The sequence below is a fragment of the Klebsiella grimontii genome, assembly GCF_042137965.1.
GTDB lineage: Bacteria > Pseudomonadota > Gammaproteobacteria > Enterobacterales > Enterobacteriaceae > Klebsiella > Klebsiella grimontii.
The window spans coordinates 1,097,926-1,123,484 of the sequence record NZ_CP169721.1 but is presented as its reverse complement, the minus strand read 5'-3'; the positions used below and the strand labels follow the sequence as shown (position 1 = coordinate 1,123,484).

Here is a 25,559-nt window from a genome sequence, read left to right as displayed (position 1 = left end):
CTTAGAAATAACCCTGACGTTTCTTCAGCTCCATGGAGCCTGCCTGGTCGCGGTCAATCACGCGCCCCTGTCGTTCGCTGGTGGTCGACACCAGCATCTCTTCGATAATCTCCGGCAGCGTTTGCGCGTTGGACTCCACCGCGCCGGTCAGCGGCCAGCAGCCGAGGGTGCGAAAGCGTACCATTTGTTTTTTGATCATCTCGCCGGGCTGTAAATTGATGCGATCGTCATCGATCATCATCAGCATCCCGTCGCGCTCCAGCACCGGACGTTCTGCCGCCAGGTACAGCGGAACAATTTCAATATTTTCCAGATAGATGTACTGCCAGATATCCAGCTCGGTCCAGTTGGAGAGCGGGAAGACGCGGATGCTTTCGCCCTTGTTAATCTGGCCGTTATAGTTGTGCCATAGCTCCGGGCGCTGGTTTTTCGGGTCCCAGCGGTGGAAGCGGTCGCGGAAGGAGTAAATACGCTCTTTGGCGCGGGATTTCTCTTCATCGCGACGCGCGCCGCCAAACGCGGCATCGAAGCCGTATTTGTTCAGCGCCTGCTTGAGACCTTCGGTTTTCATGATATCGGTATGCTTGGCGCTGCCGTGAACGAACGGGTTAATCCCCATCGCCACCCCTTCCGGGTTTTTATGCACCAGCAGCTCGCAGCCGTAGGCTTTAGCGGTACGGTCACGGAACTCATACATTTCGCGGAATTTCCAGCCGGTATCGACGTGCAGCAGCGGGAACGGCAAGGTGCCCGGATAAAACGCTTTACGCGCCAGATGCAGCATCACGCTGGAGTCTTTACCGATGGAGTACATCATCACCGGGTTAGAGAATTCGGCGGCCACCTCACGAATGATATGGATGCTTTCCGCCTCCAGTTGCCGCAGGTGAGTGAGTCGTTTTTGGTCCATAACCGTTCCTTAAGCCAGATTTACTACAGAAGCCTTAAAGGCCTCTGAGGATGAGGTGTGTTGATACCAGGCGAGCTGTTGATGTAATTGCACCACGTCTCCTACCACGATCAGGGCGGGCATCGGGGCGTCTTTCGCCAGGCTTTCAAGCTGTTGTAATGTGCCGGTCTTCGTTTGCTGATCGGCGCAGGTGCCGCGCGAGATCACCGCTACCGGGGTATCGCCCTCGCGGCCGTTGGCAATCAGCTGCGCGCTGATTTCCGCCGCTTTCAGGCTGCCCATATAAATCGCCAGGGTCTGGCCGCTTTGCGCCAGCCGCGCCCAGTCGAGCGGCGAGTTTTCCGCGCCGAAGTGGCCAGTAATAAAGGTTGCGCTCTGGGCATAATCACGATGCGTCAACGGAATTCCGGCATAGGCCGTTGCGCCCGCCGCCGCCGTCACGCCCGGGACGACCTGAAACGGAATGCCCGCTTCGGCCGCGGCCTGCAGCTCTTCGCCGCCGCGGCCAAAAATAAACGGGTCACCGCCCTTCAGGCGAATCACCGTTTTGCCCTCTTTCGCTGCGTCCACCAGCAGACGGTTGATCTCCTGCTGCGGTACGGATATGCCGGAGGCGCTTTTACCGACGCAGATTGTCTCCGCGTCCCGGCGCACCAGTTCGCGCACCTCCGGGGTGACCAGGTTGTCGTAAAACACCACGTCCGCCTGCTGAAGGGCCTGCAGGCCGCGCAGAGTCAGCAATCCGGCATCGCCCGGCCCTGCTCCGACAAGAATAATTTCACCGGGGCGCTTTTCCGGCTGCCGAAGTTCATCTTCCAGCGCTTTTTCCGCTTCGGCTTTGTTGCCCGCCAGCATCAGGCTGGCAAAACGACCGGTAAACACGCGCTCCCAAAAGCGGCGGCGTTCGGCGGTGGTTTTCAGATGGGTTTTAATATGGTGACGCCAGTAGCTCGCCGTTTCAGCCAGCCGCCCCAGATTGGTGGGCAGCAGGGCTTCGATTTTTTCGCGCAAAATCCGCGACAGCACCGGCGCTTTGCCGCTGGAAGAGATGGCCACCAGCAGCGGAGAGCGATCGACAATTGATGGAAAGACAAACGAGCACAGCGCTTGATTATCCACGACGTTGACCAGCCGATAACGCGCGTTCGCCGCGACGTAAACGCGTTGGTTCAGCTCGTCATCTTCGGTGGCGGCAATCACCAGAAATACGTCATCAAGCTGCTGCTCTTCAAAAACGGTTGCCCGCCACTGAATTTCCTCGCGCTCGACCTTTTCGGCAAGTTCCGGCATCAACGTTTCGGCGACAATGTGCACCTTCGCTTCAGCGCGCAGCAAAAACGTAATCTTACGCGCGGCTATCTCGCCGCCGCCGATCACCAGCACAGGTCTGTCTTTCACTTCGGCAAATATCGGCAAGTATTCCACTGCGCAACAACTCTCTTACAATCAGCAATAGAGCGACTATAGGGTGCGGTTTAGAGCAAATGAAATTACGAAATGGAATGAGTTGTTACTCAAAAGAATAACGACCTGGGAAAGCAAATATCAAAAAGTGCTTAACACGCGGTTTTTCCACCATTTAAGAGCGATTGAAATTGTTTAACCCCGGTCACAGTTTCATACTACGCGGGTGAAATTGTTTTAAGTGCTAAAGGACCCCCTATGTTTTCCGCATTGTGCCGTCGCCTGCTCCCCCTGGCGTTGGGCGCAGGATTTGTCTTCTCCGCCGCCCCGGCATTCAGCGCCCCGGGCGAAACCGCCAATGCCCAGGCTCGTCATATCGCCACCTTTTTTCCCGGAAGAATGACCGGTACGCCGGCCGAGATGCTATCAGCCGATTACCTCCGCCAGCAGTTCGCCCAGATGGGTTATCAGAGCGATGTGCGCAGCTTCAATACCCGCTACGTCTATACCGATAGCAGTCAGCGTAAAAACTGGCATAACGTCACCGGCAGTACGGTGATCGCCGCTCATGAAGGCCAATCTCGCCAGCAGATCATTATCATGGCGCACCTGGATACCTACGCGCCGCAGAGCGATAAAGATGTTGAAAATAACCTCGGCGGCCTGACCCTACAGGGGATCGACGATAACGCGATGGGGTTGGGCGTCATGCTGGAACTTGCTGAACAGTTAAAGAACGTTCCCACCCGTTACGGTATTCGCTTCGTTGCCACCAGCGGCGAAGAAGAAGGCCGGCTGGGGGCACAGAATCTGCTTAAGCGCATGAGCGATGCGGAAAAGAAAAACACCCTGCTGGTGATTAATCTCGATAATCTGGTCGTGGGCGATAAGCTGTACTTTAATAGCGGCCGCAGCACGCCAGCGTCGGTGCGCAAGCTCACCCGCGACCGGGCGCTGTTTATCGCCCGCAGCCACGGCATCGCGGCCTTCATCAATCCAGGGCTAAACCGGGACTTCCCGAAAGGCACCGGCTGCTGTAACGACGCCAGCGTTTTCGATAACGCCGGGATCCCGGTACTGTCGGTGGAAGCGACCAACTGGTCATTGGGCAAGAAAGACGGTTATCAGCAGCGGGGCAAATCACGCAGCTTTCCGGACGGCACCAGTTGGCACAACCTTCAGTTGGATAACCTGCAGTATATTGATAAAGCGCTGCCGGGGCGGATTGAGCATCGCGGACGCGATGTGATGAAAGTGATGCTGCCGCTGGTGAAAGAGCTGGCGAAGGCGGAGAAGAAGCCCACCTCAAAATAGACTAACGATAAAATCTGGCAACAAGGACTGTCGCCATGATGCGTTTTCGCTTTTTAATACCGTTGTTTCTACTACTGGCTGCCAGCGCGCGGTCCATCACCGACAACCAGGTTCATATCTGGCAGCGCGTCTGGCACGACGGGTTGGATTTGGGCTCAGAACCCAGCATCGGTAAAACGTCTGTATAAGCGCTATGTTAAAAACGGCGCACTGTTCCCATGAGCCAAAAATTTTGGCAAGTATTGACTGGAACTGGACTTTGCCACACTAAATAATGACGTAAAAAAATAAAGTACAGGATAATAAGAATGGCGGCGCGGGGAACATTCCCTGAATGCGGAGCGCGTATGGGAAAAAACCGGTTAACCCCCGCTGACGCGGGCAACACATTTGCAGACATGTCGAAGCGTCCAGCGGGAGCGGTTTATCCCCGCTAGCGCGGGGAACACTAGGGTACACACTTAAACTCAAACGCTACTGGCGGTTTATCCCCGCTAGCGCGGGGAACACACCAAATTAATGCTGATGATATTCCCCAGACGCGGTTTATCCCCGCTAGCGCGGGGAACACGTAAACAGTCTCGTTTACATTCTGGAAAGCTGCGGTTTATCCCCGCTAGCGCGGGGAACACGCCACCGTCGTCAGAACTCCAGCCCTCGTTATCGGTTTATCCCCGCTAGCGCGGGGAACACTTCCCCGTCCACCGCGGCAATCACAATATCACCGGTTTATCCCCGCTAGCGCGGGGAACACACCAGCGCTTGCAGGATGCCTGTTGCCTGACACCGGTTTATCCCCGCTAGCGCGGGGAACACCTTTACGCAAAGAGGCTACCCATGGTTGAAGACGGTTTATCCCCGCTAGCGCGGGGAACACTCACCCGCAGTGATGGTTCTATCGTCTATCTGCGGTTTATCCCCGCTAGCGCGGGGAACACTAATAGGCGTAAATAATCACTTCGTGGGCTGGCGGTTTATCCCCGCTAGCGCGGGGAACACGTTTGTCTGTGCGTCCCAGGTATGCTGGCGCACGGTTTATCCCCGCTAGCGCGGGGAACACCGTCCCTATCGCCTCCATAAAGGATTTGAACTCAGTTTATCCCCGCTAGCGCGGGGAACACCGGACAGGTGCGGGATTATCTGATTAGCGAGCCGGTTTATCCCCGCTAACGCGGGGAACACTGACGCAGGGCGAAAAGGATCCGGTTTATTCGCGGTTTATCCCCGCTAGCGCGGGGAACACGCGATATTGCGCGCGCGACGGACCGGAATTTCCGGTTTATCCCCGCTAGCGCGGGGAACACCCAACCTGCCTGGAGTCAGGATGACGTCATAGCGGTTTATCCCCGCTAGCGCGGGGAACACACGATTTGTGATGCCGGAAAGAAGGCCCGTATCCCGTTTATCCCCGCTAGCGCGGGGAACACACCTGGCGGAATTGGTATTTATAGTTCGTTTACACGTTTATCCCCGCTAGCGCGGGGAACACACAAATCTGCCGGCTGGCTGGCCAGCACGTTAAACTTTATCCCCGCTAGCGCGGGGAACACACAGCGACAGACACGTCCCGCCCGTCTGCGGCGTCTTTATCCCCGCTAGCGCGGGGAACACACTCTAAATATATATATTTGTTTTCTATTACAATTTTCAGAGAGCAACAATTTACCAACTTATGTTCTACAATTCCTTTTTATTAAAGAACTTATAACTTACTGATTTTCAATGGGAAGGAAAGAAACCAATCTCAGGCCGTCCAAATCTACCGGACTACGTCGATTTTCTCCCCAAGTTTGAAACTCAAAACCGGACTCTGTATTCGTCGCCCAGGCCATAACAACATTTCCAGCGCCGCCTAATTGCGTAATCTGTTGCCAAATCATCTCCCGCACACGTTTTGAAACATCGCCGACGTAGACGCCAGCCCTAATCTCTAACAACCATATGGCAAGCCGTCCTCGCAGGCGCGGCGGCACGTTTTCCGTAACAACAACTACCATACTCATCAGCCATGCCCCCGATGCCCGCCGTCGCCGAGTCGCTGTGGCTCTGGTATCGCCGGCGGCAACATATCTGGCGCTGGCTGAGGCGGCTCAATCTCACCAGCAGCTAGCACGTCCTCAATCAAAGGAATGAGTTTTCCAGTCAGCTTAGTACCACGGAAAATATCACGGCAGGCCAGTCTAACTTCTCGATCGGGTTCAGCCGGTGCGCGAGCGGCAATTTCAAATGCCTTAGGAACGACGGCTTCAAATTTGATGATGTCCGCGATGTCATAAACAAATGAAAGAGGTTTGCCGCTATGTATAAAACCAATCGCAGGCGCGTAGCCAGCCGCCAGCACCGCTGCTTCTGATATTCCGTAAAGACAAGAAGTCGCCGCGCTGATGCACCGGTTAACTACATCACCCTTTTCCCAGTCTTTAGGATCATAATTACGCCCATGCCACTTCACGCCGTACTGTTTAGCCAATAACAAGTAAGTCTGACGGACGCGGGCCCCTTCAATACCGCGCAGTTGCTCAACAGAACGTCGCGCTGGAGGGGGTTCCCGAAACCGCAGCTCATACATTTTTCTCACTACTTTCAGACGTAAATCATCATCCAACGCTAGCTTCGCCTGATAAAGAAGTTTATCAGCACGCGCCCCGCCGGGCTGGCCGGAAGAGTAAACGCGTACTCCCGCTTCCCCCCCCCATACCAGTAACGTACCAACCGTCGATGCCAGGCGTACCGCAGCATGAGAAACCCGCGTTCCCGGTTCCAGCATTATGCAATGCTACAGACCCAACCGGAATATGAGTACGTATCCCCGTCTTATCGATCAACACAAACGCGCCATCGAGTACGTCTACCTGGCCATACTGGAGAAAAATCATCGACGTACGGTCTTTCAATGGGATTGGGCTTAGCGGAACAAATGTCACTCGTCATCTCCGGGTTTAATCAACATTAACCCACAGCCAAACGCCCGGCTTTTCCCGTATCCCTGAATCAAACGTTGCAGGAATAACGTGGGTTCGTTAACCACCAGCACGCCGGAGTAATCCACGCTACTGAACTGGATCATCTGGCGCGATTTCACCCGCACAACCTGCTGTTGCCGATAGGCATCAACATTCACTTCACGCAGTGAAAACCCATTTTGCTCCCCCTGACGCGCCAGCCAGCCCTGCGCCGCCTGCTGCTGATGCAGCCAGATATCCGGGCCATTAACCTGCCCCCTTACCTGGCGCTTCGCCTCCATCAATAGATCGTGACGTTTACCGCCTTTACAAATCGTTGGGTTAGCACGCAGGCTAAAACACAGGGTCTGTCCTGCGATCAACGTTGGTGCAAATGGTCGATACTGAATATCAAAAATCTCACTTTCAGCGGGAGGCTCAAGGGAAAGAACAAAGAAACGAAACGCCCCCTGAAGCTCCTCCCGGCGATAAAGAAACTGCCGCTCCGGCCCTTCTGGAAATAACTCCCAGAGCCACTGGTGCATCGCATATTCACCGCGATCCACCAGTTGTAATAGCTGTGATGGTAATAGCTGGCTGGTATGCAGCGTTATTTTTGCAAGGTACACGGTTCCTCCTTGATGAGCAGCGGCCCTTGATTAACGGTACGCTCGCCAAACGTCCAGTGCTTGCGGCTCATCGGGCTGTCACGACGACGTAAGACTTTATTAGCATTCAGACCGACATGCTCGCCTTCCCACCAGCACTCAGGTTGCAGTTCTGCTAGTCGGATATTTATCTTGTTGAACTTTTCCCGATACTGTCGATACGCCTCGTTCAACACATCCGGTGCGGCACCCTCCAGCAACAACGGCGCAAGTGGCAAAGCCAGCGAGTGACTTTTTCGCCCCAGATACAGAGGAAAAACAGGGTGCTGTAATGCATCCCGCAGTTGTTCCAGCGAATAAGGCGCATCCGTCGTTTGCGTAAGCGCCACCATCCACCAGGCATCAGTGTAATAGTCCCGCCGCGAGATCAGCGCGCTGAGCAGTTCTGGATCGCTCAACTCTTCACGACGACAGAAATAACGGGCTTTACGCACTTCTTTCGGCATCTGGACCGTGTGATAGTCTCGCGCCCAGCGCGGTTCCTGACTGGCGCACAGCAGAAAAGAGTAATGCTGATTGAACGCGTTCAAGCGAGCTTCTTCATCGCGCCGGATACCCAGTGCTGCTGCCAGGAAACCTAGCAGTGCCGAACGCGAGGGTAGCTCGTGGCTATGGCGCACTTCGCCGGGCGCATCAACGCCCCAGGAGGCCATCGGCCCATGTAGCTGAAAAACCAAATATTGGCTCATAGCCGCCCCTTACGCGCAGATAAAGTCCAGTACGTCTTTGATACTTCCCTTCTTTTTCATAACGTCAAAATCGACACATGATGTCTGCTGTTCGTAAACGGTATTCATATTTTCACGCAGTTCAGTAATGCGTTTTACCGCAGCATCCAGCTGATTGGTGCCGTTGATCGGATTGTAAAATGCCGCGGCCAGCGAACGCGGTTGATCGGTGCCTTTTTCCGCCAGCGCCCAGGACGCATAGGCGCGGCTGGCGAAGCTGTTTTGCTTACCGGTTGGCGAGACTTTCAGCGCTGCCTCAGTAAAGGCACGTAGCGTTTTGTTCACCAGTTCCTCATTACCGTTCAGATTTTTCACCAGCAGATCTTTGTCGATGCAGATATAGGTATAAAACAGCGCCGAGCCAAATCCGGCTTCGCCGAGGTGTCCGGCACCGGCATCCTCTAGCGAAGTCTTCCGGAGATCATCAACAGCGGTAAAGAAGTCATCTTCCACAATCGTTTCACTAACGCCGAAGGCGTGCGCAACCTGGCAGGCAGCTTCAACATTGAATTCCGGTTTATTGGCCAGCATGCGGCCAAACATGGCAATATCGACAGCCATACGATCGTGACGCAATAAATCCAGCTCGTCTTCGTTTGGCGCACGCTTTACTTCCGCCAGACGGTGCGTCAGGGCCATGACCGCATCAAACTCAGCCGGACTGATATGCACCAGTTGTTCGGTCTCGGTGTTGGTCAGCGGATCTTTTGCTTTTTTATCTGCTTTTGCCTTACCTAAGTAATCCGCAATTTTTGCCGCCCACTCGATGGTCTTTTTCTCATCAATACCTTTTTCAATAAGGATCTTCGCCGCTTCACGAGCAATACGTCCGCTACGGATACCGATATTTCCGGACAGCGCCTGTTCAAAAAGTTCGGAGGTCCGCCATGCGCGCTTCAGGCTTTGCGAAGAAACGCGCAGACGCGTCGCACCGCCAAGCACCACAGTTTTCGGTGAACCGGTGTCGTCGCGGTTCAGGTTGGCGGCTGGATAAGCGGTGAGTAAATGCAGCTGAATAAATGTGGTCATCTGATAGTCCCTTACTAATCGTCGTTGTTAGCTTCACCGGCCTGGTAATATTCCAGCGCCCAGCGGATACGGATAAATTCAGTCGGCCGCTGCTGGCGGCGGGTATGATTAAGCAGTTCGTCGTATTCACGACACCAGTGGAAGACATCGTCCGCCAGTGAGGGAAAGTTCACCGCGCCGTTAAGCAGCCGAACGGCACGGAGTAGCTGACGTAGTAGCTCATCAGGCGTTTTTACCGCAGACAGCCGGGAAAAACGCAGTTCGGACATGACCTGGTTATTGCCCGTCGTCTGGCCTAGCTGCGTGGCAAATTTCTGCCGTTCATCGATAGATTTAACGTGTGCGGCCAGCGACGCGGTTATCGCCAGCGCGGTAAAACGCCACTGTTGCCCTTCGACTTTCCATAACGTGTGAGTCTGCATCAGCAATGAACGAAATCCTTCCGACAGGCAGGCTTCATTGACCGTTTTGCTGCGCCGCAGGCTGGCACGCAGGCCGCGTTTTTCCTGTAAATCTTTGTGCCATCTGCGCAGCGTGGCCCTATGGTCGTCCTTCACAATACTCATTCAGCAGCCTCCTGCTTTTTCGCTTTGGCGGCTTTCGCGCTCTGCTTCTCCGCCGATTTGGTGAAATATTTTTTACGCGCCAGCATGATGCGTTTGAGATCGACGCCCTCATAAGGGTTGGTAAAAACATGGTCATCAAAGTAGCTGCGGGTAAACAGCCAGATATTCGTTTGCCACCGGTTCAGCCTTTCGTCTGCGTTCAGGCCGTTTTCAAGATCGCGAATAAGCTCAAGAAAGCGTTCCTGCGACAGATGCCAGAAGTCGATATCAATAAAGCTGAAGTCGCCGCGCGCGCCCTTGGCATCGGAATACCAGGCCTCTTTTAACGCGCTGCGCAGCAGGCTAAGGTTGCGCGATGCCGTTAGTGCCGCCGTGCGTAGTTCGGGGATAATATTTTCGGTTAATAGCAATGGGAAGTGATGTTCATACCAGCAGCGGGCTTTCATATTGTCGAAATCATAGCCAAAACCCCACAGCCCAACTTTTACGTCTTTGAGGCTACGCGCGCTGGATGTTGTAACGACTAACGCTGGATATTCAGTGTTATTTTCCGAAGCTCCTTTCTGATTTAACCCCAGCCAGTCGCGCCAGATAAGCCCGCCGGGCTGCGGCTTAACGGAATAACGCTCACTGCCTTCTTTCAGAGGCAGGCGGTAAGGTGTCAGCGGATGAATCCATCCCGCGTAGTTAACGCCATAGTTCTTCACGGTCATACCGCTAAGCAGCTCATCACTTTCGGTTTCACAGAGATCGCAGCGGCCTGAATGGATAGTATTAAAATCAAGGCTAATGCGTCGCGGCATTCCCCAATAGGCCTGGAGCGGATTCACCTGCTCCGGCGTGGTGACAGCACTTGCCAGTTCACTGCTATGGGTAGGGGCAAGCCAGGGGAATATGGTTTCATCATACCTTTCAGACACAGGCATTCCGGCGCTATCCTGCGGCATAACGTTGAGCCACAGCTTGCGCCACAGCGGCGTTTGCCGCTCACCCTTATGTTCCTGTAATTCTATAAGCGTGGTCATCGGCCCGCCGCCGCGCAGCCCGGTGCGATAACCTTTGCCGCCCGATGGCGCATTAAGCTGTAACGAGAATAACACCAGCGCCGCGCAGTGCGGACAAAATCGCTCCGTGATGCCGCGCTTAACAAAGTGGTCTTTATTAAGTTTAATGGTTTGTGCGCCTGGGGTTTCCGGCAACAATGACGCAATAGAGACTTTTTCTCCGGTTAATGCTTCGAAATCCTGCATAAAAGAGGGCGTATCAGCGCCAAACTGGAACGCAGGCTCCAGCGGTTCCAGCGCTCGCTGAAGCACATCTGCGCTTAGCCCTTCGAACCAGACATCTTCCCAGCGAGAATGATTTTTCGGCGCCATGCTGCACTGCAATAAACCCAGCAGAAATTGCCAGGCCGCGCCCTGTAAATCCGCCCGCGCGGCGGCGATATCCACCACGTTTTCATCCGCCAGATTAACCGGCGCCAGCTTGCCCGTAGAACCGTCTTTTAAACGTACGGGGAGCCAGGGGGTAGTCAAAAGTGAGAAACTATCCATGCGAGTATCTGCTATACCTCCATCTTTCCAATCAACCCTTCATGCGCTGAATAGCCGCACGTTTCCAGATCCGATACTACAATTACTAAGGCAAACTCCTGATTCTGATGCTGCTCCGCGCACCACTGCTGGAGTCGCTTACCGTCAAGCAGAACGAAATCTCCACGGTGCTTATCCCACCAGCCCTGACGTACCCGCAGCGCACTCATTTCCCAGGCGTGCTCTCCTGGGGCATAAGGCATAACTGCTCCATCGACAATTTTCGCCAACCACAATGAAACCGACTCTTCGGCCAGACGCGTCGAAAGTTTCTCTGGCAGATAATCACTGCATTCAGGGCTGTAGCCCGGCGCAAAGTTGATAATGTTTTGCTTAGCAAATGCCCGGTCACAGTAGAATTTCCCCTCCTGCAACTGCTCCGTCTTCACGAACCCCGGTGGCATATCAACTTCTTCGCCATAGACAGACTCAATCAGCAATCGGGCTGACTGCGGCATTCGAATTTCCCCTTGTTCGCGCAGCACACGCTGGGTTAGCCACAGGCGCCCATGATCGGGGTAGACGTAGGCGCTGTTGCGCATAGCGTTTGAGAACCAATCCTCTTGCGGTTCGTCATCCCATTCTGGGGCGAAGATCAGCAGCTCTGGCGGGTTACGTTCGTCTCTTCCAGAAGCTTTCAATAAGCCATTACGATCGCGGATATGGCGCTGTAAACGACCGGCTCGCTGAATCAACAAATCCACTGGCGCTAAATCAGAGATCATTTCATCGACATCGATATCCAGACTTTGCTCAATGACCTGTGTGGCAATCAGAACCTGTCCGCAACGCTTCGCAACACCTTGTTTACCAAACTGCGCCAGCGCCCGGTTTTCAATGCGCTGACGATCGTAAAAGGCGAAACGGCTATGGAATAACAAGAGGCTTTCGGAAGGTACAACGCCTCGGGTTAGAAGCTGGCGATAAATACGAATTGCGTCATCAACGGAGTTGCGTATCCATGCAATACATTTTCCCTGGCCTATCGCTTGCTCAATGCGTTCAAGACACTCCTGTTCGCCGTGCGTCCAGTTAACTTTGACGCTGCGCTCAACTTCTTTACGGGTCTCCACATATTGAGAAACCACCTTCGAACCGGTCACCTGCGTGAGCCAGGGATAATCGTCATGGCCTAATAACGGTGCTTCTACCCGCCCCTGTGCGCCCTTAGCAAAAGCAGCAACCAGCCTGTCCCGTTGCTGCTGTGATAGCGTGGCGGAAAGCAGAATCGTGGTATTGCCATCGCTTGCCTGCTTCTCAACCAGGCACTCAAGGATCCGCGACATGTAGCTGTCATAGGCGTGAATTTCATCCGCCAACAGAATTTTATGGCTCAGCCCCAGCATCCGTAAATTACTGTGTTTAAACGGCATCACCGCCATCATTGCCTGATCAAGCGTACCAACGCCCACTTCAGCTAACAGCGCTTTTTTATTACTGTCGGCAAACCAGGCGGCACACCCCTGGCTGGAAGGCAGAAGATCGTCAGGCTCTTCTGAACCTGATAAATCTCCCGACCAGAGAGACTGCGTGAAACGATCCATTAATCCACGCGCGCTATGAGCCAGGACAAGACTTGGCCGAGAACCCGGTTGATACAGCGCCAGCCAGCTCTCCGACATACGATCGAACATGGCATTCGCCGTCGCCATCGTCGGCAGACCAAAATAGAGCCCCTGCGCCTTTCCAGTAGCCATCAGACGATGCGTCAAAATCAACGCGGCCTCCGTTTTTCCAGCGCCAGTCACATCTTCAAGAATAAATAATTGTGGACCTTCTTTATCAATATCCAGTTCAAGCGCTTTTTTCTGCAAAGGTGTTGGCTGTTGAATAAAAGGGAATAACGCTTTTATTCCGGAAAAAGGGGCAACGCCAGAGGAAGGAGGGAAAACGGTTATAGCTACTTTCGCTTTAACCAGCGCATGCTGCTGCCAGTATTCCTCGACGCCCATTGGTTTAGCGATTCGAGGGAAATACCGGATTGAAGAACCGACCCAGTCAGCCAGTACTATCGCAGCGGAAATAAACCATGAGAGATGTTTAAAAAGCGCAATACCGTCATCATCATCCCAAAAATCAGGAACCTCAATCAGTGGAAATAATGATTTAACCCTGATAAGAAAATCACGAGCCGCTTCTTTATCCTGCTGACGAAAATTTTTTAGTTCTGTTACTGAAGAAGGCGGTCGACCATGATGGCCTGTCGTAAGGGGCATCCAAAGCGCAATGGCGCGCTTTAACTTACGGGCAGAAAGAGAGGATTCAGGAAAAAGTTCAGAGCACTCGCTTAAAAAAGCATTCCAGAGCCAATATCCCAGAGTCGCATGCGGGATGGCTTCATAATGTTTTATATATTCGTCCTGCGCATTTAACTCTTCATGACGATAAAGCTGCTGAAAAGAGTGGGCAAACTTTCCAATATCATGCCAGCATAATAGCCATGCAAAAAATTGTGCCGCCTGTTCTCTATGATGAAGCCCCAGTTTATTAAGATAATCATTAATACTATGGATATTATCCTGCACCATCCAATAACCTACAGCGGCAACATCCAGAGAATGCCAACATAGCAAGTGATAATCATCACCGCCATCATCATCTCCGCGCAGGGATTTCCCCCAATAATTGAACATTCTCTATATTATTCCATTTAGCAGGCATATTTATTCAAGTATTATCACACTGCCAAATAAGAGATGTGATTTACATCAAAAATATTTTATCTTTGCGATGGAATTGATAATAATATCAATTATTAATAATTATAAAGACATCAATAATTAACAATTCAGGAAAAAATCCCGGCAGCGCCGGGACTCATCTCAACCTTCGTGCAGTCCGCACTCTCTTTTCAGGCCAAAGAAGCGCGTTTCTTCCTCCGCCATCCCCGGCTCCCATTTACGGGTGGTGTGGGTATCCCCTACCGACAAATAGCCCTGATCCCACAGCGGGTGATACTTCAGGCCGTGCTTTTGCAGATACTGATAGACGGTACGATTATCCCAGTCGATGATCGGCAGCACCTTAAACACGCCGCGCTGGATCGCCAGCACCGGTAAGTGGGCGCGGCTGCCGGACTGCTCGCGGCGCAGACCCGCAAACCAGGTTTGCGCGTTCAGCTCCTGCAGCGCCCGGTTCATCGGCTCGACTTTGTTGATGTCATTATATTTTTCAATGCCCTCAACGCCCTGCTCCCACAGCTTACCGTAGCGCGCCTCCTGCCATGCAGCGCTCTCCTTCGCCCGATAGACCTTCAGGTTCAGATTGAGTTTGTCCGTTAACTCGTCGATAAACTGGTAGGTTTCCGGGAACAGATAGCCGGTATCGGTCAGAATGACCGGAATATCCGGACGCACCTGATTGACCAGATGCAGGCTCACCGCCGCCTGGATACCAAAGCTTGAGGAGAGCACGTATTCGCCCGGCAGGTTTTCCAGCGCCCACGCGACGCGCGCTTCCGCGCTCAGCTTTTCCAACTGGCTATTGGTTTCCGCCAGCTGCAAAACACGATCGACCTTCGGTAATGCGTTCAGCGCGTTTAGATCGAGTATGGACATAAGGACCTCGTTTGTCTGTTTCGCCGGGCGATACTGCGTTTGCCCGGCCTACAAAACCCACAGCCCCGGTAAGCGAAACGCCACCGGGCAGCTGGATGTTTATTCCCAGAAATCACGGGCTGGGTCGAGCACCGGGCGAATGATGCCCGCACGCACCGTAAAGTCGCCGAAGCCTTCACCCGCTTCGCGCTCTTTCGCCCAGCGCCCTACCAGTTCGTCGATCGAGTCGAGGATTTCCGACTCGGTAATATTTTCCCGATACATACGCGGAATACGCGTCCCGCTGCGGTTGCCGCCCAGGTGCAGGTTGTAGCGGCCCGGCGCCTTACCGACCAGCCCCACTTCCGCCAACATCGCCCGGCCGCAGCCGTTCGGGCAGCCGGTGACGCGGGTGACGATATGCTCGTCGCCAACGCCATGTTTGCTCATCACCGCCTCGACTTTATCGGTAAACGACGGCAGGAAACGCTCGGCCTCCGCCATCGCCAGCGGACAGGTCGGGAACGACACGCAGGCCATCGAGTTTTCGCGCTGCGGCGTAACGGCGTTCATCAGACCATGATCGCGCGCCAGCTTCTCGATCTTCGCCTTCTGATCTTCCGGTACGCTGGCAACGATCAGGTTCTGATTCGCCGTAATGCGGAATTCGCCTTTGTGGATCTTCGCGATCTTCAGCAGGCCGGTTTTCAGCGGACGCCCCGGATAATCAAGAATACGACCATTTTCAATAAACAGCGTCAGGTGCCAGTTATTGTCGATACCCTTCACCCAGCCGATACGATCGCCGCGGCCGGTGAACTCGTACGGACGGATCGGCTCAAACTTGATGCCCGCCCGACGCTCCACTTCCGCCTTAAAGGTCTCAACCCCCACGCGTTCGAGGGTGTATTTGGTTTTCGCGTTTTTACGATCGGTACGGTTACCCCAGTCACGCTGGGTCGTCACCACCGCTTCTGCCACCGCCAGGGTGTGCTCCACCGGCAGATAGCCAAACTCGCTCGCCGTACGGGCGTAGGTTTTCTTATTTCCGTGCTCAATCGATAAACCGCCGCCAACCAGCAGGTTAAAGCCCACCAGCTTGCCGTTTTCAGCGATGGCCACGAAGTTCATATCGTTCGCGTGCAGATCGATATCGTTCTGCGGCGGGATCACCACGGTGGTTTTGAACTTACGCGGCAGGTAGGTCTGGCCGAGGATCGGTTCTTCATCAGTGGTGGCGACTTTCTTCTGATCCAGCCAAATTTCGGCATAAGCGCGCGTGCGCGGCAGCAGGTGCTCGGAGATCTTCTTCGCCCATTCGTAGGCTTCAGCATGCAGCTGAGACTCGTACGGGTTAGAAGTACACAGCACGTTACGGTTCATATCGTTGGCGGTCGCCAGCGCGTCCAGCCCCACCGAATGCAGCATCTGGTGCACCGGCTTGACGTTCTTCTTCAGAATGCCGTGGAACTGGAAGGTCTGACGGTTGGTCAGACGGATGCTGCCGTAAATGGTGTTATCGCCGGCGAATTTATCGATCGCCTGCCACTGTTTAGTGGTGATCACCCCGCCCGGCAGGCGGCAGCGCAGCAGCATCGCGTGACGCGGCTCCAGCTTCTGCGCCGCGCGCTCGGCGCGGATATCGCGGTCATCCTGCTGATACATACCGTGGAAACGGATCAGCAGAAAGTTATCGCCTTTAAAACCGCCGGTCAGGCCGTCGTTCAAATCTTCCGCAATGGTGCCGCGCAGGTAGTTGCTTTCGAGCTTCATGCGCTCGGCGTCAGTCAGTTTACCTTCGACCACCAGCGGGCCTGGATGTTTTTCGCTCATTAGTAGACATCTCGCTGATAACGGCGCTCAACGCGCAGCTCACTTAAAAATTCGTCCGCCGCTTCGGCGTCCATCGCGCCGTATTCGGCAATCACTTCCAGTAGGGTCTGCTCAACGTCTTTTGCCATACGATTGGCATCGCCGCAGACATAAATATGGGCGCCGTCGTTAATCCAGCGCCACAGTTCGGCCCCCTGCTCGCGCAGCTTGTCCTGAACGTAGACTTTTTGTTGTTGATCGCGGGACCAGGCCAGGTCGATGCGGCTCAGCACGCCTTCTTTGACGTAGCTCTGCCACTCCACCTGATAGAGGAAATCTTCGGTAAAGTGCGGGTTGCCGAAGAACAGCCAGTTCTTGCCTTCCGCGCCTTCCGCCGCGCGCTGCTGCATAAAGGCGCGGAACGGCGCGATGCCGGTGCCGGGGCCAATCATGATAACCGGCGTCTGAGGGTTAGCGGGCAGACGGAAGTTATCGTTATGCTCGATAAAGATGCGCACTTCGCCATCTTCTTCGACGCGGTCAGCCAGGAAGCTGGAGGCGCCGCCGGCGCGGGCGCGGCCTTCGATGTCATAACGCACCACGCCAACGGTGACGTGGACTTCGCTTTCCACTTCCGCCTGCGAAGAGGCGATAGAGTACAGGCGCGGCGTCAGCGGACGCAGCAGGTCGACCAGCGCCTGAGCATCCATCTGCGCCGGGGAGAAACGCACCATATCGACAATCGGCGTGGTCGCGGCGTAATGCTGGAGCTGCGCCTTATCGCCCACCAGCGGCAGCAGAGACTCGCTGCGGGTTAAGGTGGCGTAGTTCTCCACGATGTTGCCGGTGTTAACCGTCAGCTCGAAGTGCCACTCCAGCGCTTCGGCGAGCGGCAGCGTTTTGCCGTCAACCGTGACCGGTTCCGCGCCCGTCAGCCACAGCAGCTCCACCAGCTCTTTCACCAGAGCCGGATCGTTCTGGTACCAGACGCCCAGCGCATCGCCCGGCTGATAGCGCAGGCCAGAGTCGCCGAGGTCGATTTCAATATGGCGCACGTCTTTTTCAGAATCGCGGCCAGTGATTTTTTGATTCACCGCCAGCGTCGCGGTCAGCGGCGCTTCTTTGCTATAGGGGCTGGTGTGGATCTCGTTCACCGACCCGCTGGCGAGCAGCTGAGACGGCGCAGCGGCAGGCGCGCGCGCTTTCAGTACCTCAACCACCCGAGCGCGCCATTCGGCGGCGGCGGCCTGATACTCGACATCCGCGTCAACGCGGTCGAGCAGGCGTTCGCCGCCCAGTTCGGCCAGCTTGTTGTCAAAATCTTTGCCGGACTGGCAGAAGAATTCATAGGAGGTATCGCCGAGGCCAAACACGGCAAATGCGGTATCGGTCAGCTTCGGCGCTTTCTTCGAAAACAGGAACTTATGCAGCGCAACGGCTTCTTCCGGCGGCTCACCTTCGCCCTGCGTCGACGTCACCATGACCAGCAGCTTTTCGGAGGCAATTTGTTTGAATTTATAGTCGCCTGCGTTAACCAGCTTCACGTTCAGCTGCGCGGCCTGCAGATCGTCGCGCAGCGCTTCAGCCACGCGGCGGGCGTTGCCGGTTTGCGATGCCGAAATCAGGGTGATGGACGGAACTTCCGCCGCCTGGGCTGGCGCGACAGCCTCCGCGCCGGGCTGCTGATTCAGCGCGCCCCAGAAGTAACCAGAAACCCAGGCCAGCTGGGTGGGCGTGAAGTCGGTCGTGGCCGCCTGAAGGCGCGCCATTTGCTCCGGACTCAGCGGTAGCAAATTGGAAGGTGGGGCCTGTGTCGTCATGCGTCGTTATATTCCAGTAAGCAAAGCTGTGATTCACGCCCTGTCAGCGCGATAAAACAGAAGAAAATGTATTTACTCTAAATAATTCGAGTTGCAGGCTGGCGGCGACACAGCGCATCCCCGGGAACTTACCGAAGTAAGTGGCCGAGTATTGCCAACGCACATGCGGCTCGAAGTATGACGAGTTGGTAGGTTAACGGTGCAAATAGTAACAACTAAATAAGGGATGGAAATAACAAATAACCAAATGAACTAACCTGTTTTAGTTATAGTTATTAACAACAAAATCGATTAAATAAGCACATGAAATATAAGCACTTAATTTGTATAAGTTGGATCAATACGTCTATTTTGTGTTCAGGGCCGTTTTAGTTAATGCGAAAAAAGGTGCTTTCCGGTACCCTACGGCGGTTTTTTGCCATATTGAGAATAAAAGATGTCCACCACGCTGTTTAAAGATTTCACCTTCGAAGCCGCTCACCACCTGCCGCACGTGCCGGAAGGCCATAAATGCGGTCGTCTGCACGGCCATTCATTTATGGTGCGCCTGGAGATTACCGGTGAAGTCGATCCCCATACCGGGTGGATCATGGATTTTGCCGAGCTGAAGGCCGCGTTTAAACCCACCTACGATCGCCTCGACCATTACTATCTGAACGATATTCCGGGGCTGTCCAATCCGACCAGCGAAGTGCTGGCCAAATGGCTCTGGGAGCAGATGAAACCGCGGGTTCCGCTGCTGAGCGCGGTGATGATCAAAGAAACCTGCACCGCGGGCTGCGTCTATCGCGGCGAGTGAGAGCGCCTTTCGCTGAAGAAAACCCTGGTAGCCTTGCGCTATCAGGGTTTTTTATATCACGCGATATTCAGATATTTATGCGTCTGCATCGATAAGCGCCAGTTGCGGGCGATACAGGTTTCAATGCACAGGCGCGTCGCGTCATCTTTCTGGCTAATCGGCTGAAGGGCGATAATGCGCGGCTTTTCATCAGCCAGCGTTGCCAGCAGTTCATCCAACGCTTCGATATCGCGCACGCGTCCAACCGGATGTTTAATTTCATCAGCCCGCTGTAGCGCCTGCGAGAGCACATCATAGCCGCCGCGCATGTTCACCTTTGGCGACACCGTCACCCAGGTATGAGGCGTGCAGCGAACTTCATGGGTGCCGCTGGTTTCTATCTGGCAGCTAAATCCGTTTTGCTCCAGTAAAGAAGTTAACGGCGTTAAATCATGAATACAGGGCTCGCCGCCGGTAATGACCACGTGGCGGGCCGTCCAGCCCTGACGCCCGATGATGGCCAGCAGATCTTCGCTGCTTGCCGGGCCCCATTTATCGCTCTCTTTAGTTTTCGCCAGTATGCTGAACAGCGACACTTCCCGATCGGCAAGCTTATCCCAGGTATGTTTGGTATCGCACCAGGCGCAACCAACCGGGCATCCCTGTAAACGAATAAAAATGGCGGGAACGCCGGTGAAGTAACCTTCGCCTTGCAAGGTCTGGAACATCTCGTTAATCGGGTACTGCATAATCATCTCTGCTTAGGGTTGTGAGCGCGCATTATCGCAGATTTGCCCGCGCAGATCTTGTCCCGCGCTGCACCGCGTGATTGATTAAAAATACGCCAGGACGATACTCCTCTGGCGACGGACAGATAATATTATTCAGCGACGGTTTTTTAATTAGCCTGATAATCATCAGGCGACTATTAAGCGGCATGGCTAAAATTTTTGGTGTAACAAAACATGTATAATCCTGAACGCTAAAAATAAAAAATCCAAATTAAAAATAATAAATTTCAACGATGTACAAATGGATACATGAAATAATGAATTTATGGGATGAGCTCGGGGTCAAATTCGATCCACGGCGACGCTTTTCCTTAAAATAACCTTAATAAACCGCACGTTATGTTCATCCCCCATTGAATATCCGTTTAATTTTCCGCGCCTAGAATCCAGTCAACCAATACTACTGAGACTGCATTCATGAATACATTATTAATTACTGGCGCGACCGGGTTTCTGGGTGGAGCAGTGTTAGAAAGCATTCTTAATAAAATGAATGCGCCTAATCTATTACTGTTAGTTCGTGCTGATAATAGTGTAGCCGCCGTAGAACGGATTAAGGATAACCTGCGAAAATTCAATATTAGCGAAGCGAGATTAACGGCCCTGACGCCCCACAACATCCTGCTGGGCGATCTGGCCAATCCGCAGCCTTTTCTCCAGGATCCGCGCCTGAATCAGGTCACCCACGTGCTCAACTGCGCCGCCGTCGCCTCATTTGGTAACAATCCGCTTATCTGGAAAGTCAACGTCGAAGGTACGCTGCAGTTTGCCCGGCGGATGGCTCAGGTCAGCGGCCTTCAGCGCTTTCTGCACGTGGGCACCGCGATGTCCTGCTCACCAGACCCCGATTCGCTGGTAGCGGAAAGCACGGCGTTCCGTGAACGCGCCGAGCATCTGGTCGAGTACACGCACTCTAAATCAACAATTGAACGTCTTATGCGGCAGGAATGCCCGACGCTACCGCTGGCGATCGCCCGCCCCTCGATTGTTGTTGGCCACACTCATCACGGCTGTCAGCCCTCCAGCAGCATCTTCTGGGTGTTCAGCATGGGGCTGATGCTGCAAAAATTTATGTGTTCAATGGAAGACCGCATCGACGTGATCCCCGTCGATTATTGCGCCGACGCCCTGATGATGCTGCTTATCAGCCCGCTGGCGCGCGGAGAGGTGGTGCATATTTCAGCGGGAGAGGAAAACAGCGTAAGGTTTGCGGATATCGATAACGCGATGGCCTCCGCCCTCGAACAGGCGCCGGTCGGCGATAAATACGCGCAGGTCAGCTATGAAACGCTGGTCAAAATGCGCCGTGAGCTGAAGACTATTTTTGGCCCCTGCAACGAGCGGCTGATGCTAAAGGCCATGCGTCTGTACGGCGCCTTCGCCACGCTCAACGTGCGGTTCAGCAACGACAAGCTGCTCAGCATGGGCATGCCGAAACCGCCGCGCTTTACCGATTACATTGACCGCTGCGTACAAACCACGCGCGGGCTTTCTATTCCGCAGCAAATGGCGGTAGATTTTAAGTAGTTACCGGTTTCGGGGCAAAAAAAAGCCAGCCCGAAGGCTGGCTTTTTCATATCAGAGAAAGACGGGCTTATGCCTGACCTTTGATCTCTTTACGACCGTTGTACGGTGCTTTTTCGCCCAGCGCTTCTTCGATACGAATCAGCTGGTTGTATTTAGCAACGCGGTCAGAACGGCTCATAGAACCGGTTTTGATCTGGCCTGCAGCGGTACCCACAGCCAGGTCAGCGATGGTAGCGTCTTCAGTTTCGCCTGAACGGTGAGAGATAACGGCAGTGTAGCCAGCGTCTTTCGCCATTTTGATCGCAGCCAGAGTTTCGGTCAGAGAACCGATCTGGTTGAATTTGATCAGGATGGAGTTAACGATGCCTTTCTCGATACCTTCTTTCAGGATCTTGGTGTTGGTTACGAACAGATCGTCACCAACCAGCTGGATTTTGTCGCCCAGTACTTTAGTCTGGTATGCGAAACCGTCCCAGTCAGATTCGTCCAGGCCATCTTCGATGGAGACGATCGGGTACTGTTTGGTCAGCTCTTCCAGGAAGTGGGTGAATTCTTCAGAGGTGAACGCTTTATTGCCTTCGCCAGCCAGAACGTATTTACCGTCTTTGTAGAATTCAGAAGCCGCGCAGTCCATCGCCAGAGTGATGTCTTTGCCCAGCTCGTAGCCAGCAGCTTTAACCGCTTCAGCGATAACAGCCAGCGCTTCAGCGTTGGAGCCCAGGTTCGGCGCATAGCCGCCTTCGTCGCCAACAGCGGTGTTCATACCTTTAGCTTTCAGAACTTTAGCCAGGTTGTGGAACACTTCAGAACCCATACGTACGGCTTCTTTCAGGGATTTAGCGCCAACCGGCTGAATCATAAATTCCTGGATGTCGACGTTGTTGTCAGCGTGCTCGCCGCCGTTGATGATGTTCATCATCGGAACCGGCATGGAGTATTTGCCCGGGGTGCCGTTCAGCTCAGCGATGTGCTCATACAGCGGCTGACCTTTAGAAGCAGCGGCAGCTTTGGCGTTAGCCAGAGAGACGGCCAGGATAGCGTTCGCACCGAAGTTAGATTTGTTTTCAGTACCGTCCAGGTCGATCATGATTTTGTCGATGCCAGCCTGATCTTTGGCGTCTTTGCCAAGGATTGCCTGAGCGATCGGGCCGTTAACAGCGCCAACGGCTTTCAGTACGCCTTTACCCATGAAACGGGATTTGTCGCCATCGCGCAGTTCCAGCGCTTCGCGGGAGCCAGTAGAAGCACCTGACGGAGCAGCTGCCATACCGACGAAACCACCTTCCAGGTGTACTTCGGCTTCAACAGTCGGGTTACCACGGGAGTCGATGATTTCACGACCGATGACTTTAACGATTTTGGACATTAGGTTTTCCTCAGTACAAGTTAAACTAAAACTCCAGACAAACAATGCACCCGGATGGGTGCATTGCCGTTCTAACTCTTTTACTTCGCCTGACGCTTCTGGTACTCGCTAGCGGCTTTCACAAAGCCGGCAAACAGCGGATGGCCATCACGCGGCGTCGAAGTAAACTCCGGATGGAACTGACAGGCGACGAACCACGGATGGTTAGGCACCTCGATGATCTCGACCAACTGATCATCCCCGGAACGGCCCGCAATACGCAGGCCCGCATTTTCAATCGGTTTCAACAGCATATTGTTGACTTCGTAGCGGTGGCGATGGCGTTCGGTAATGGTTGGCTCACCGTACAGCTGGCGCACCAGGCTATCTTCGCCCAGCTGGCACTGCTGTGCGCCAAGGCGCATCGTGCCGCCGAGGTCGCTCTTATCAGAGCGCACTTCGACATTACCGTCTTCATCACGCCATTCGGTAATCAGGGCCACAACCGGGTACTTACAGTCTGGCACAAATTCCGTTGAGTTGGCGTTTTCCATCCCGGCTACGTTGCGCGCGAACTCAATCAGCGCAACCTGCATACCCAGGCAAATACCCAGATAAGGAATGTTGTTTTCACGCGCATAGCGCGCGGTGGCAATCTTACCTTCAACGCCGCGATAGCCGAAGCCACCTGGGATCAGGATAGCGTCTAAATTCTTCAGAATTTCGACGCCGCGCGTTTCCACATCCTGCGAATCGATCAGCTTGATGTTGACGGTAACGCGATTTTTCAGACCGCCGTGTTTCAGCGCTTCAATCACCGATTTGTAGGCGTCCGGCAGTTCAATGTACTTGCCGACCATACCAATGGTGACTTCGCCTGCCGGGTTCGCTTCTTCATAGATAACCTGTTCCCATTCGGCCAGGTTCGCTTCCGGACAGTTTAAGCTGAATCGTTTACAAATATAATCGTCCAGCCCCTGCGATTTCAACAGGCCCGGAATTTTATAAATGGAATCGACATCTTTCATCGAAATAACGGCTTTTTCTGGCACATTGCAGAACAATGCAATTTTGGCACGTTCGTTCGCCGGAATGGCGCGATCGGAGCGGCAGACCAGGATGTCAGGCTGAATACCGATGGAAAGCAGTTCTTTAACGGAGTGCTGGGTCGGCTTGGTTTTGACTTCACCCGCGGCGGCCATGTACGGCACCAGGGTCAGGTGCATAAACAGCGCGTTTTCACGACCGATATCCACCGCCAGCTGGCGAATCGCTTCAAGGAACGGCAGCGACTCGATATCGCCAACGGTGCCGCCGATTTCTACCAGCACCACATCATGGCCTTCGCCGCCCGCCAGCACGCGCTCTTTGATCGCGTTGGTGATGTGCGGAATAACCTGAACGGTGGCCCCCAGATAGTCGCCGCGACGCTCTTTGCGCAGGACATCAGAGTAAATACGGCCCGTGGTGAAGTTGTTGCGACGGGTCATCTTGGTGCGAATGAAACGCTCATAGTGACCCAGGTCCAGATCGGTTTCAGCGCCGTCTTCAGTAACGAACACTTCCCCGTGTTGGATTGGGCTCATGGTGCCCGGATCGACGTTGATGTACGGATCCAGTTTCATCATGGTCACGTTAAGCCCGCGGGCTTCGAGAATGGCTGCGAGGGAAGCTGCGGCAATGCCTTTACCCAGAGAGGATACGACCCCGCCGGTCACAAAAATATAGTTCGTTGTCATGCTGAACCTGAGAAGTTAGGTTTAAAAGACGATGGAATAACCAGGACGGGAAAGCAGTATACCCGATCATGACTGACGCCACAAACTTTCATTATCCCTCCTTTTCATCAGGCCCACACAAACGCAGGGAGTGAGAAAATAGCCGCTTTTGGCGAAATGTTTTTGACGTAAATCAAGCGCTTGTTATTTAAAAAATCACACAAATAGCGCTTGATCACGAAAACTCTTTAGAGATCAGTTTCCTGGCGTTTTACTTCCTGCCACACCAGCTCCATGGTATCGAGGTCAACGCCGGTCATTTCCAGGCCCCGCGCGGCGACAATCCGCTCTACTTCGCGGAATCTGCGCTCAAACTTCAGGTTGGCTTTTTGCAGGGCAACTTCAGCTTTTACCCCTAAATGGCGGGATAAATTGACCGTCGCAAACAGCAGATCGCCCACTTCCTCCTCCAGTTTAGCTTCATCCACCACCGCCTGCTGCGCTTCGTGCATGACTTCGTCTATTTCTTCGTGCACTTTGTCCAGCACCGGCCCCAGAGAAGTCCAGTCAAAGCCGACCGCCGAGCAGCGTTTCTGGATTTTATGCGCGCGCATCAGCGCCGGCAGACTATGCGGAATATCGTCCAGCGCTGAGTGCTGGGACTTTTCCGCTCGCTCTGCGCTTTTGATCTGCTCCCAGCGGGCCAGCACTTCGCTGCTGTTCCCGGCGGAGGCATCGCCGAAAATATGCGGATGGCGGCGCTCCAGCTTGTCGCCGATCGCGGCGCAGATATCGTTAAAATCAAAGCGCCCCTCTTCCTGCGCCATCTGAGCGTAGAAGACGACCTGGAACAGCAGGTCGCCTAATTCACCGCGCAGATCGTCAAAATCTTCGCGGGCAATCGCGTCGAGCACTTCATAGGTTTCTTCGAGGGTATACGGGGCGATGGTGGCAAAAGTCTGCTCTTTGTCCCACGGACAGCCGTTTTCCGGATCGCGCAGACGCTGCATAATGCCGAGCAGGCGGTCGATTTGGCTCATTGTCGTTTCCATTAAAGAATCAGGCCGGGGCGACCCCGG

General features: G+C 54.1%; 19 protein-coding genes, 1 pseudogene and 1 CRISPR repeat array. Of the genes and pseudogenes, 3 read left to right on the top strand and 17 right to left on the bottom strand.

Going from position 1 to position 25,559, the window contains the following annotated elements:
- Window position 1 precedes the first annotated feature (1 nt).
- Together cysD and cysG are read right to left on the bottom strand one after the other, a co-directional pair.
- A complete protein-coding gene (gene cysD / locus ACE3MN_RS05405; protein WP_004104981.1) occupies window positions 2-910 on the bottom strand; it encodes a sulfate adenylyltransferase subunit CysD in 909 nt (302 codons plus the stop codon).
- 9 nt (window positions 911-919) lie between these two features.
- Window positions 920-2,326 (bottom strand): siroheme synthase CysG, encoded by a 1,407-nt coding sequence (gene cysG / locus ACE3MN_RS05400; protein ID WP_180971298.1) that lies wholly within the window; start codon window positions 2,324-2,326, stop codon window positions 920-922.
- A 246-nt stretch (window positions 2,327-2,572) separates the two neighbouring features.
- Between cysG and ACE3MN_RS05395 the strand changes: the two genes are divergently transcribed.
- Window positions 2,573-3,628 carry an aminopeptidase gene (locus tag ACE3MN_RS05395; protein ID WP_004137323.1) on the top strand — a complete coding sequence of 352 codons (1,056 nt, stop codon included), beginning with the start codon at window positions 2,573-2,575 and terminating at the stop codon, window positions 3,626-3,628.
- 359 nt (window positions 3,629-3,987) lie between these two features.
- Window positions 3,988-5,239: a CRISPR direct-repeat array (repeat unit 29 nt; unit sequence CGGTTTATCCCCGCTAGCGCGGGGAACAC).
- Window positions 5,240-5,337: 98 nt separating this feature from the next.
- On the opposite strand, the gene cas2e is transcribed toward ACE3MN_RS05395, so the two are convergent.
- From cas2e to cysJ, 11 genes and pseudogenes are all read right to left on the bottom strand, one after another.
- Window positions 5,338-5,631 carry a type I-E CRISPR-associated endoribonuclease Cas2e gene (gene cas2e, locus ACE3MN_RS05390; protein ID WP_004137319.1) on the bottom strand — a complete coding sequence of 98 codons (294 nt, stop codon included), beginning with the start codon at window positions 5,629-5,631 and terminating at the stop codon, window positions 5,338-5,340.
- Window positions 5,631-6,552, bottom strand: a pseudogene (gene cas1e / locus ACE3MN_RS05385) (type I-E CRISPR-associated endonuclease Cas1e). The gene cas2e and the pseudogene cas1e overlap by 1 nt, the downstream one beginning before the upstream one ends.
- Window positions 6,549-7,199 carry a type I-E CRISPR-associated protein Cas6/Cse3/CasE gene (gene cas6e, locus ACE3MN_RS05380; protein WP_064410882.1) on the bottom strand — a complete coding sequence of 217 codons (651 nt, stop codon included), beginning with the start codon at window positions 7,197-7,199 and terminating at the stop codon, window positions 6,549-6,551. The pseudogene cas1e and the gene cas6e overlap by 4 nt, the downstream one beginning before the upstream one ends.
- Window positions 7,181-7,927, bottom strand: coding sequence for a type I-E CRISPR-associated protein Cas5/CasD (gene cas5e, locus ACE3MN_RS05375; RefSeq protein ID WP_102650030.1), 747 nt, complete (start codon window positions 7,925-7,927; stop codon window positions 7,181-7,183). Before cas5e ends, cas6e begins: the two co-directional genes overlap by 19 nt.
- Window positions 7,928-7,936: 9 nt before the next feature.
- A complete protein-coding gene (cas7e, locus tag ACE3MN_RS05370) occupies window positions 7,937-8,995 on the bottom strand; it encodes a type I-E CRISPR-associated protein Cas7/Cse4/CasC (protein WP_064410881.1) in 1,059 nt (352 codons plus the stop codon).
- Between the two features lie 14 nt (window positions 8,996-9,009).
- Window positions 9,010-9,561, bottom strand: a complete 552-nt coding sequence (gene casB, locus ACE3MN_RS05365) for a type I-E CRISPR-associated protein Cse2/CasB (protein ID WP_004137309.1) — start codon at window positions 9,559-9,561, stop codon at window positions 9,010-9,012.
- Entirely contained in the window at window positions 9,558-11,114 is a 1,557-nt protein-coding gene (gene casA / locus ACE3MN_RS05360; protein WP_102650031.1) for a type I-E CRISPR-associated protein Cse1/CasA, read from the bottom strand. Before casA ends, casB begins: the two co-directional genes overlap by 4 nt.
- Before the next feature lie 11 nt (window positions 11,115-11,125).
- Complete coding sequence (locus tag ACE3MN_RS05355) at window positions 11,126-13,786, bottom strand: CRISPR-associated helicase/endonuclease Cas3 (protein ID WP_064410879.1); 2,661 nt, start codon at window positions 13,784-13,786, stop codon at window positions 11,126-11,128.
- Between the two features lie 189 nt (window positions 13,787-13,975).
- Window positions 13,976-14,710 carry a phosphoadenosine phosphosulfate reductase gene (gene cysH, locus ACE3MN_RS05350; RefSeq protein WP_024358494.1) on the bottom strand — a complete coding sequence of 245 codons (735 nt, stop codon included), beginning with the start codon at window positions 14,708-14,710 and terminating at the stop codon, window positions 13,976-13,978.
- A gap of 99 nt (window positions 14,711-14,809) precedes the next feature.
- Complete coding sequence (cysI, locus tag ACE3MN_RS05345; RefSeq protein ID WP_004137301.1) at window positions 14,810-16,522, bottom strand: assimilatory sulfite reductase (NADPH) hemoprotein subunit; 1,713 nt, start codon at window positions 16,520-16,522, stop codon at window positions 14,810-14,812.
- On the bottom strand, window positions 16,522-18,321 hold the full coding sequence (gene cysJ / locus ACE3MN_RS05340) for an NADPH-dependent assimilatory sulfite reductase flavoprotein subunit (RefSeq protein ID WP_375364287.1): 1,800 nt from the start codon (window positions 18,319-18,321) through the stop codon (window positions 16,522-16,524). The genes cysI and cysJ overlap by 1 nt, the downstream gene beginning before the upstream one ends.
- A 436-nt stretch (window positions 18,322-18,757) precedes the next feature.
- Between cysJ and queD the strand changes: the two genes are divergently transcribed.
- Window positions 18,758-19,120, top strand: a complete 363-nt coding sequence (gene queD, locus ACE3MN_RS05335; protein ID WP_102650033.1) for a 6-carboxytetrahydropterin synthase QueD — start codon at window positions 18,758-18,760, stop codon at window positions 19,118-19,120.
- A 56-nt stretch (window positions 19,121-19,176) separates the two neighbouring features.
- On the opposite strand, the gene queE is transcribed toward queD, so the two are convergent.
- On the bottom strand, window positions 19,177-19,848 hold the full coding sequence (gene queE, locus ACE3MN_RS05330; protein WP_004124321.1) for a 7-carboxy-7-deazaguanine synthase QueE: 672 nt from the start codon (window positions 19,846-19,848) through the stop codon (window positions 19,177-19,179).
- Window positions 19,849-20,307: 459 nt separating this feature from the next.
- Here queE and ACE3MN_RS05325 point away from each other — a divergent pair, with 459 nt between their 5' ends.
- Window positions 20,308-21,417 carry an SDR family oxidoreductase gene (locus tag ACE3MN_RS05325; RefSeq protein WP_004137295.1) on the top strand — a complete coding sequence of 370 codons (1,110 nt, stop codon included), beginning with the start codon at window positions 20,308-20,310 and terminating at the stop codon, window positions 21,415-21,417.
- Between the two features lie 67 nt (window positions 21,418-21,484).
- On the opposite strand, the gene eno is transcribed toward ACE3MN_RS05325, so the two are convergent.
- From eno to mazG, 3 genes are all read right to left on the bottom strand, one after another.
- Window positions 21,485-22,783 carry a phosphopyruvate hydratase gene (eno, locus tag ACE3MN_RS05320; protein ID WP_004124327.1) on the bottom strand — a complete coding sequence of 433 codons (1,299 nt, stop codon included), beginning with the start codon at window positions 22,781-22,783 and terminating at the stop codon, window positions 21,485-21,487.
- A gap of 80 nt (window positions 22,784-22,863) precedes the next feature.
- Entirely contained in the window at window positions 22,864-24,501 is a 1,638-nt protein-coding gene (pyrG, locus tag ACE3MN_RS05315; protein ID WP_004124328.1) for a glutamine hydrolyzing CTP synthase, read from the bottom strand.
- A gap of 227 nt (window positions 24,502-24,728) precedes the next feature.
- Window positions 24,729-25,520 carry a nucleoside triphosphate pyrophosphohydrolase gene (mazG, locus tag ACE3MN_RS05310; RefSeq protein ID WP_049085091.1) on the bottom strand — a complete coding sequence of 264 codons (792 nt, stop codon included), beginning with the start codon at window positions 25,518-25,520 and terminating at the stop codon, window positions 24,729-24,731.
- Window positions 25,521-25,559 lie beyond the last annotated feature (39 nt).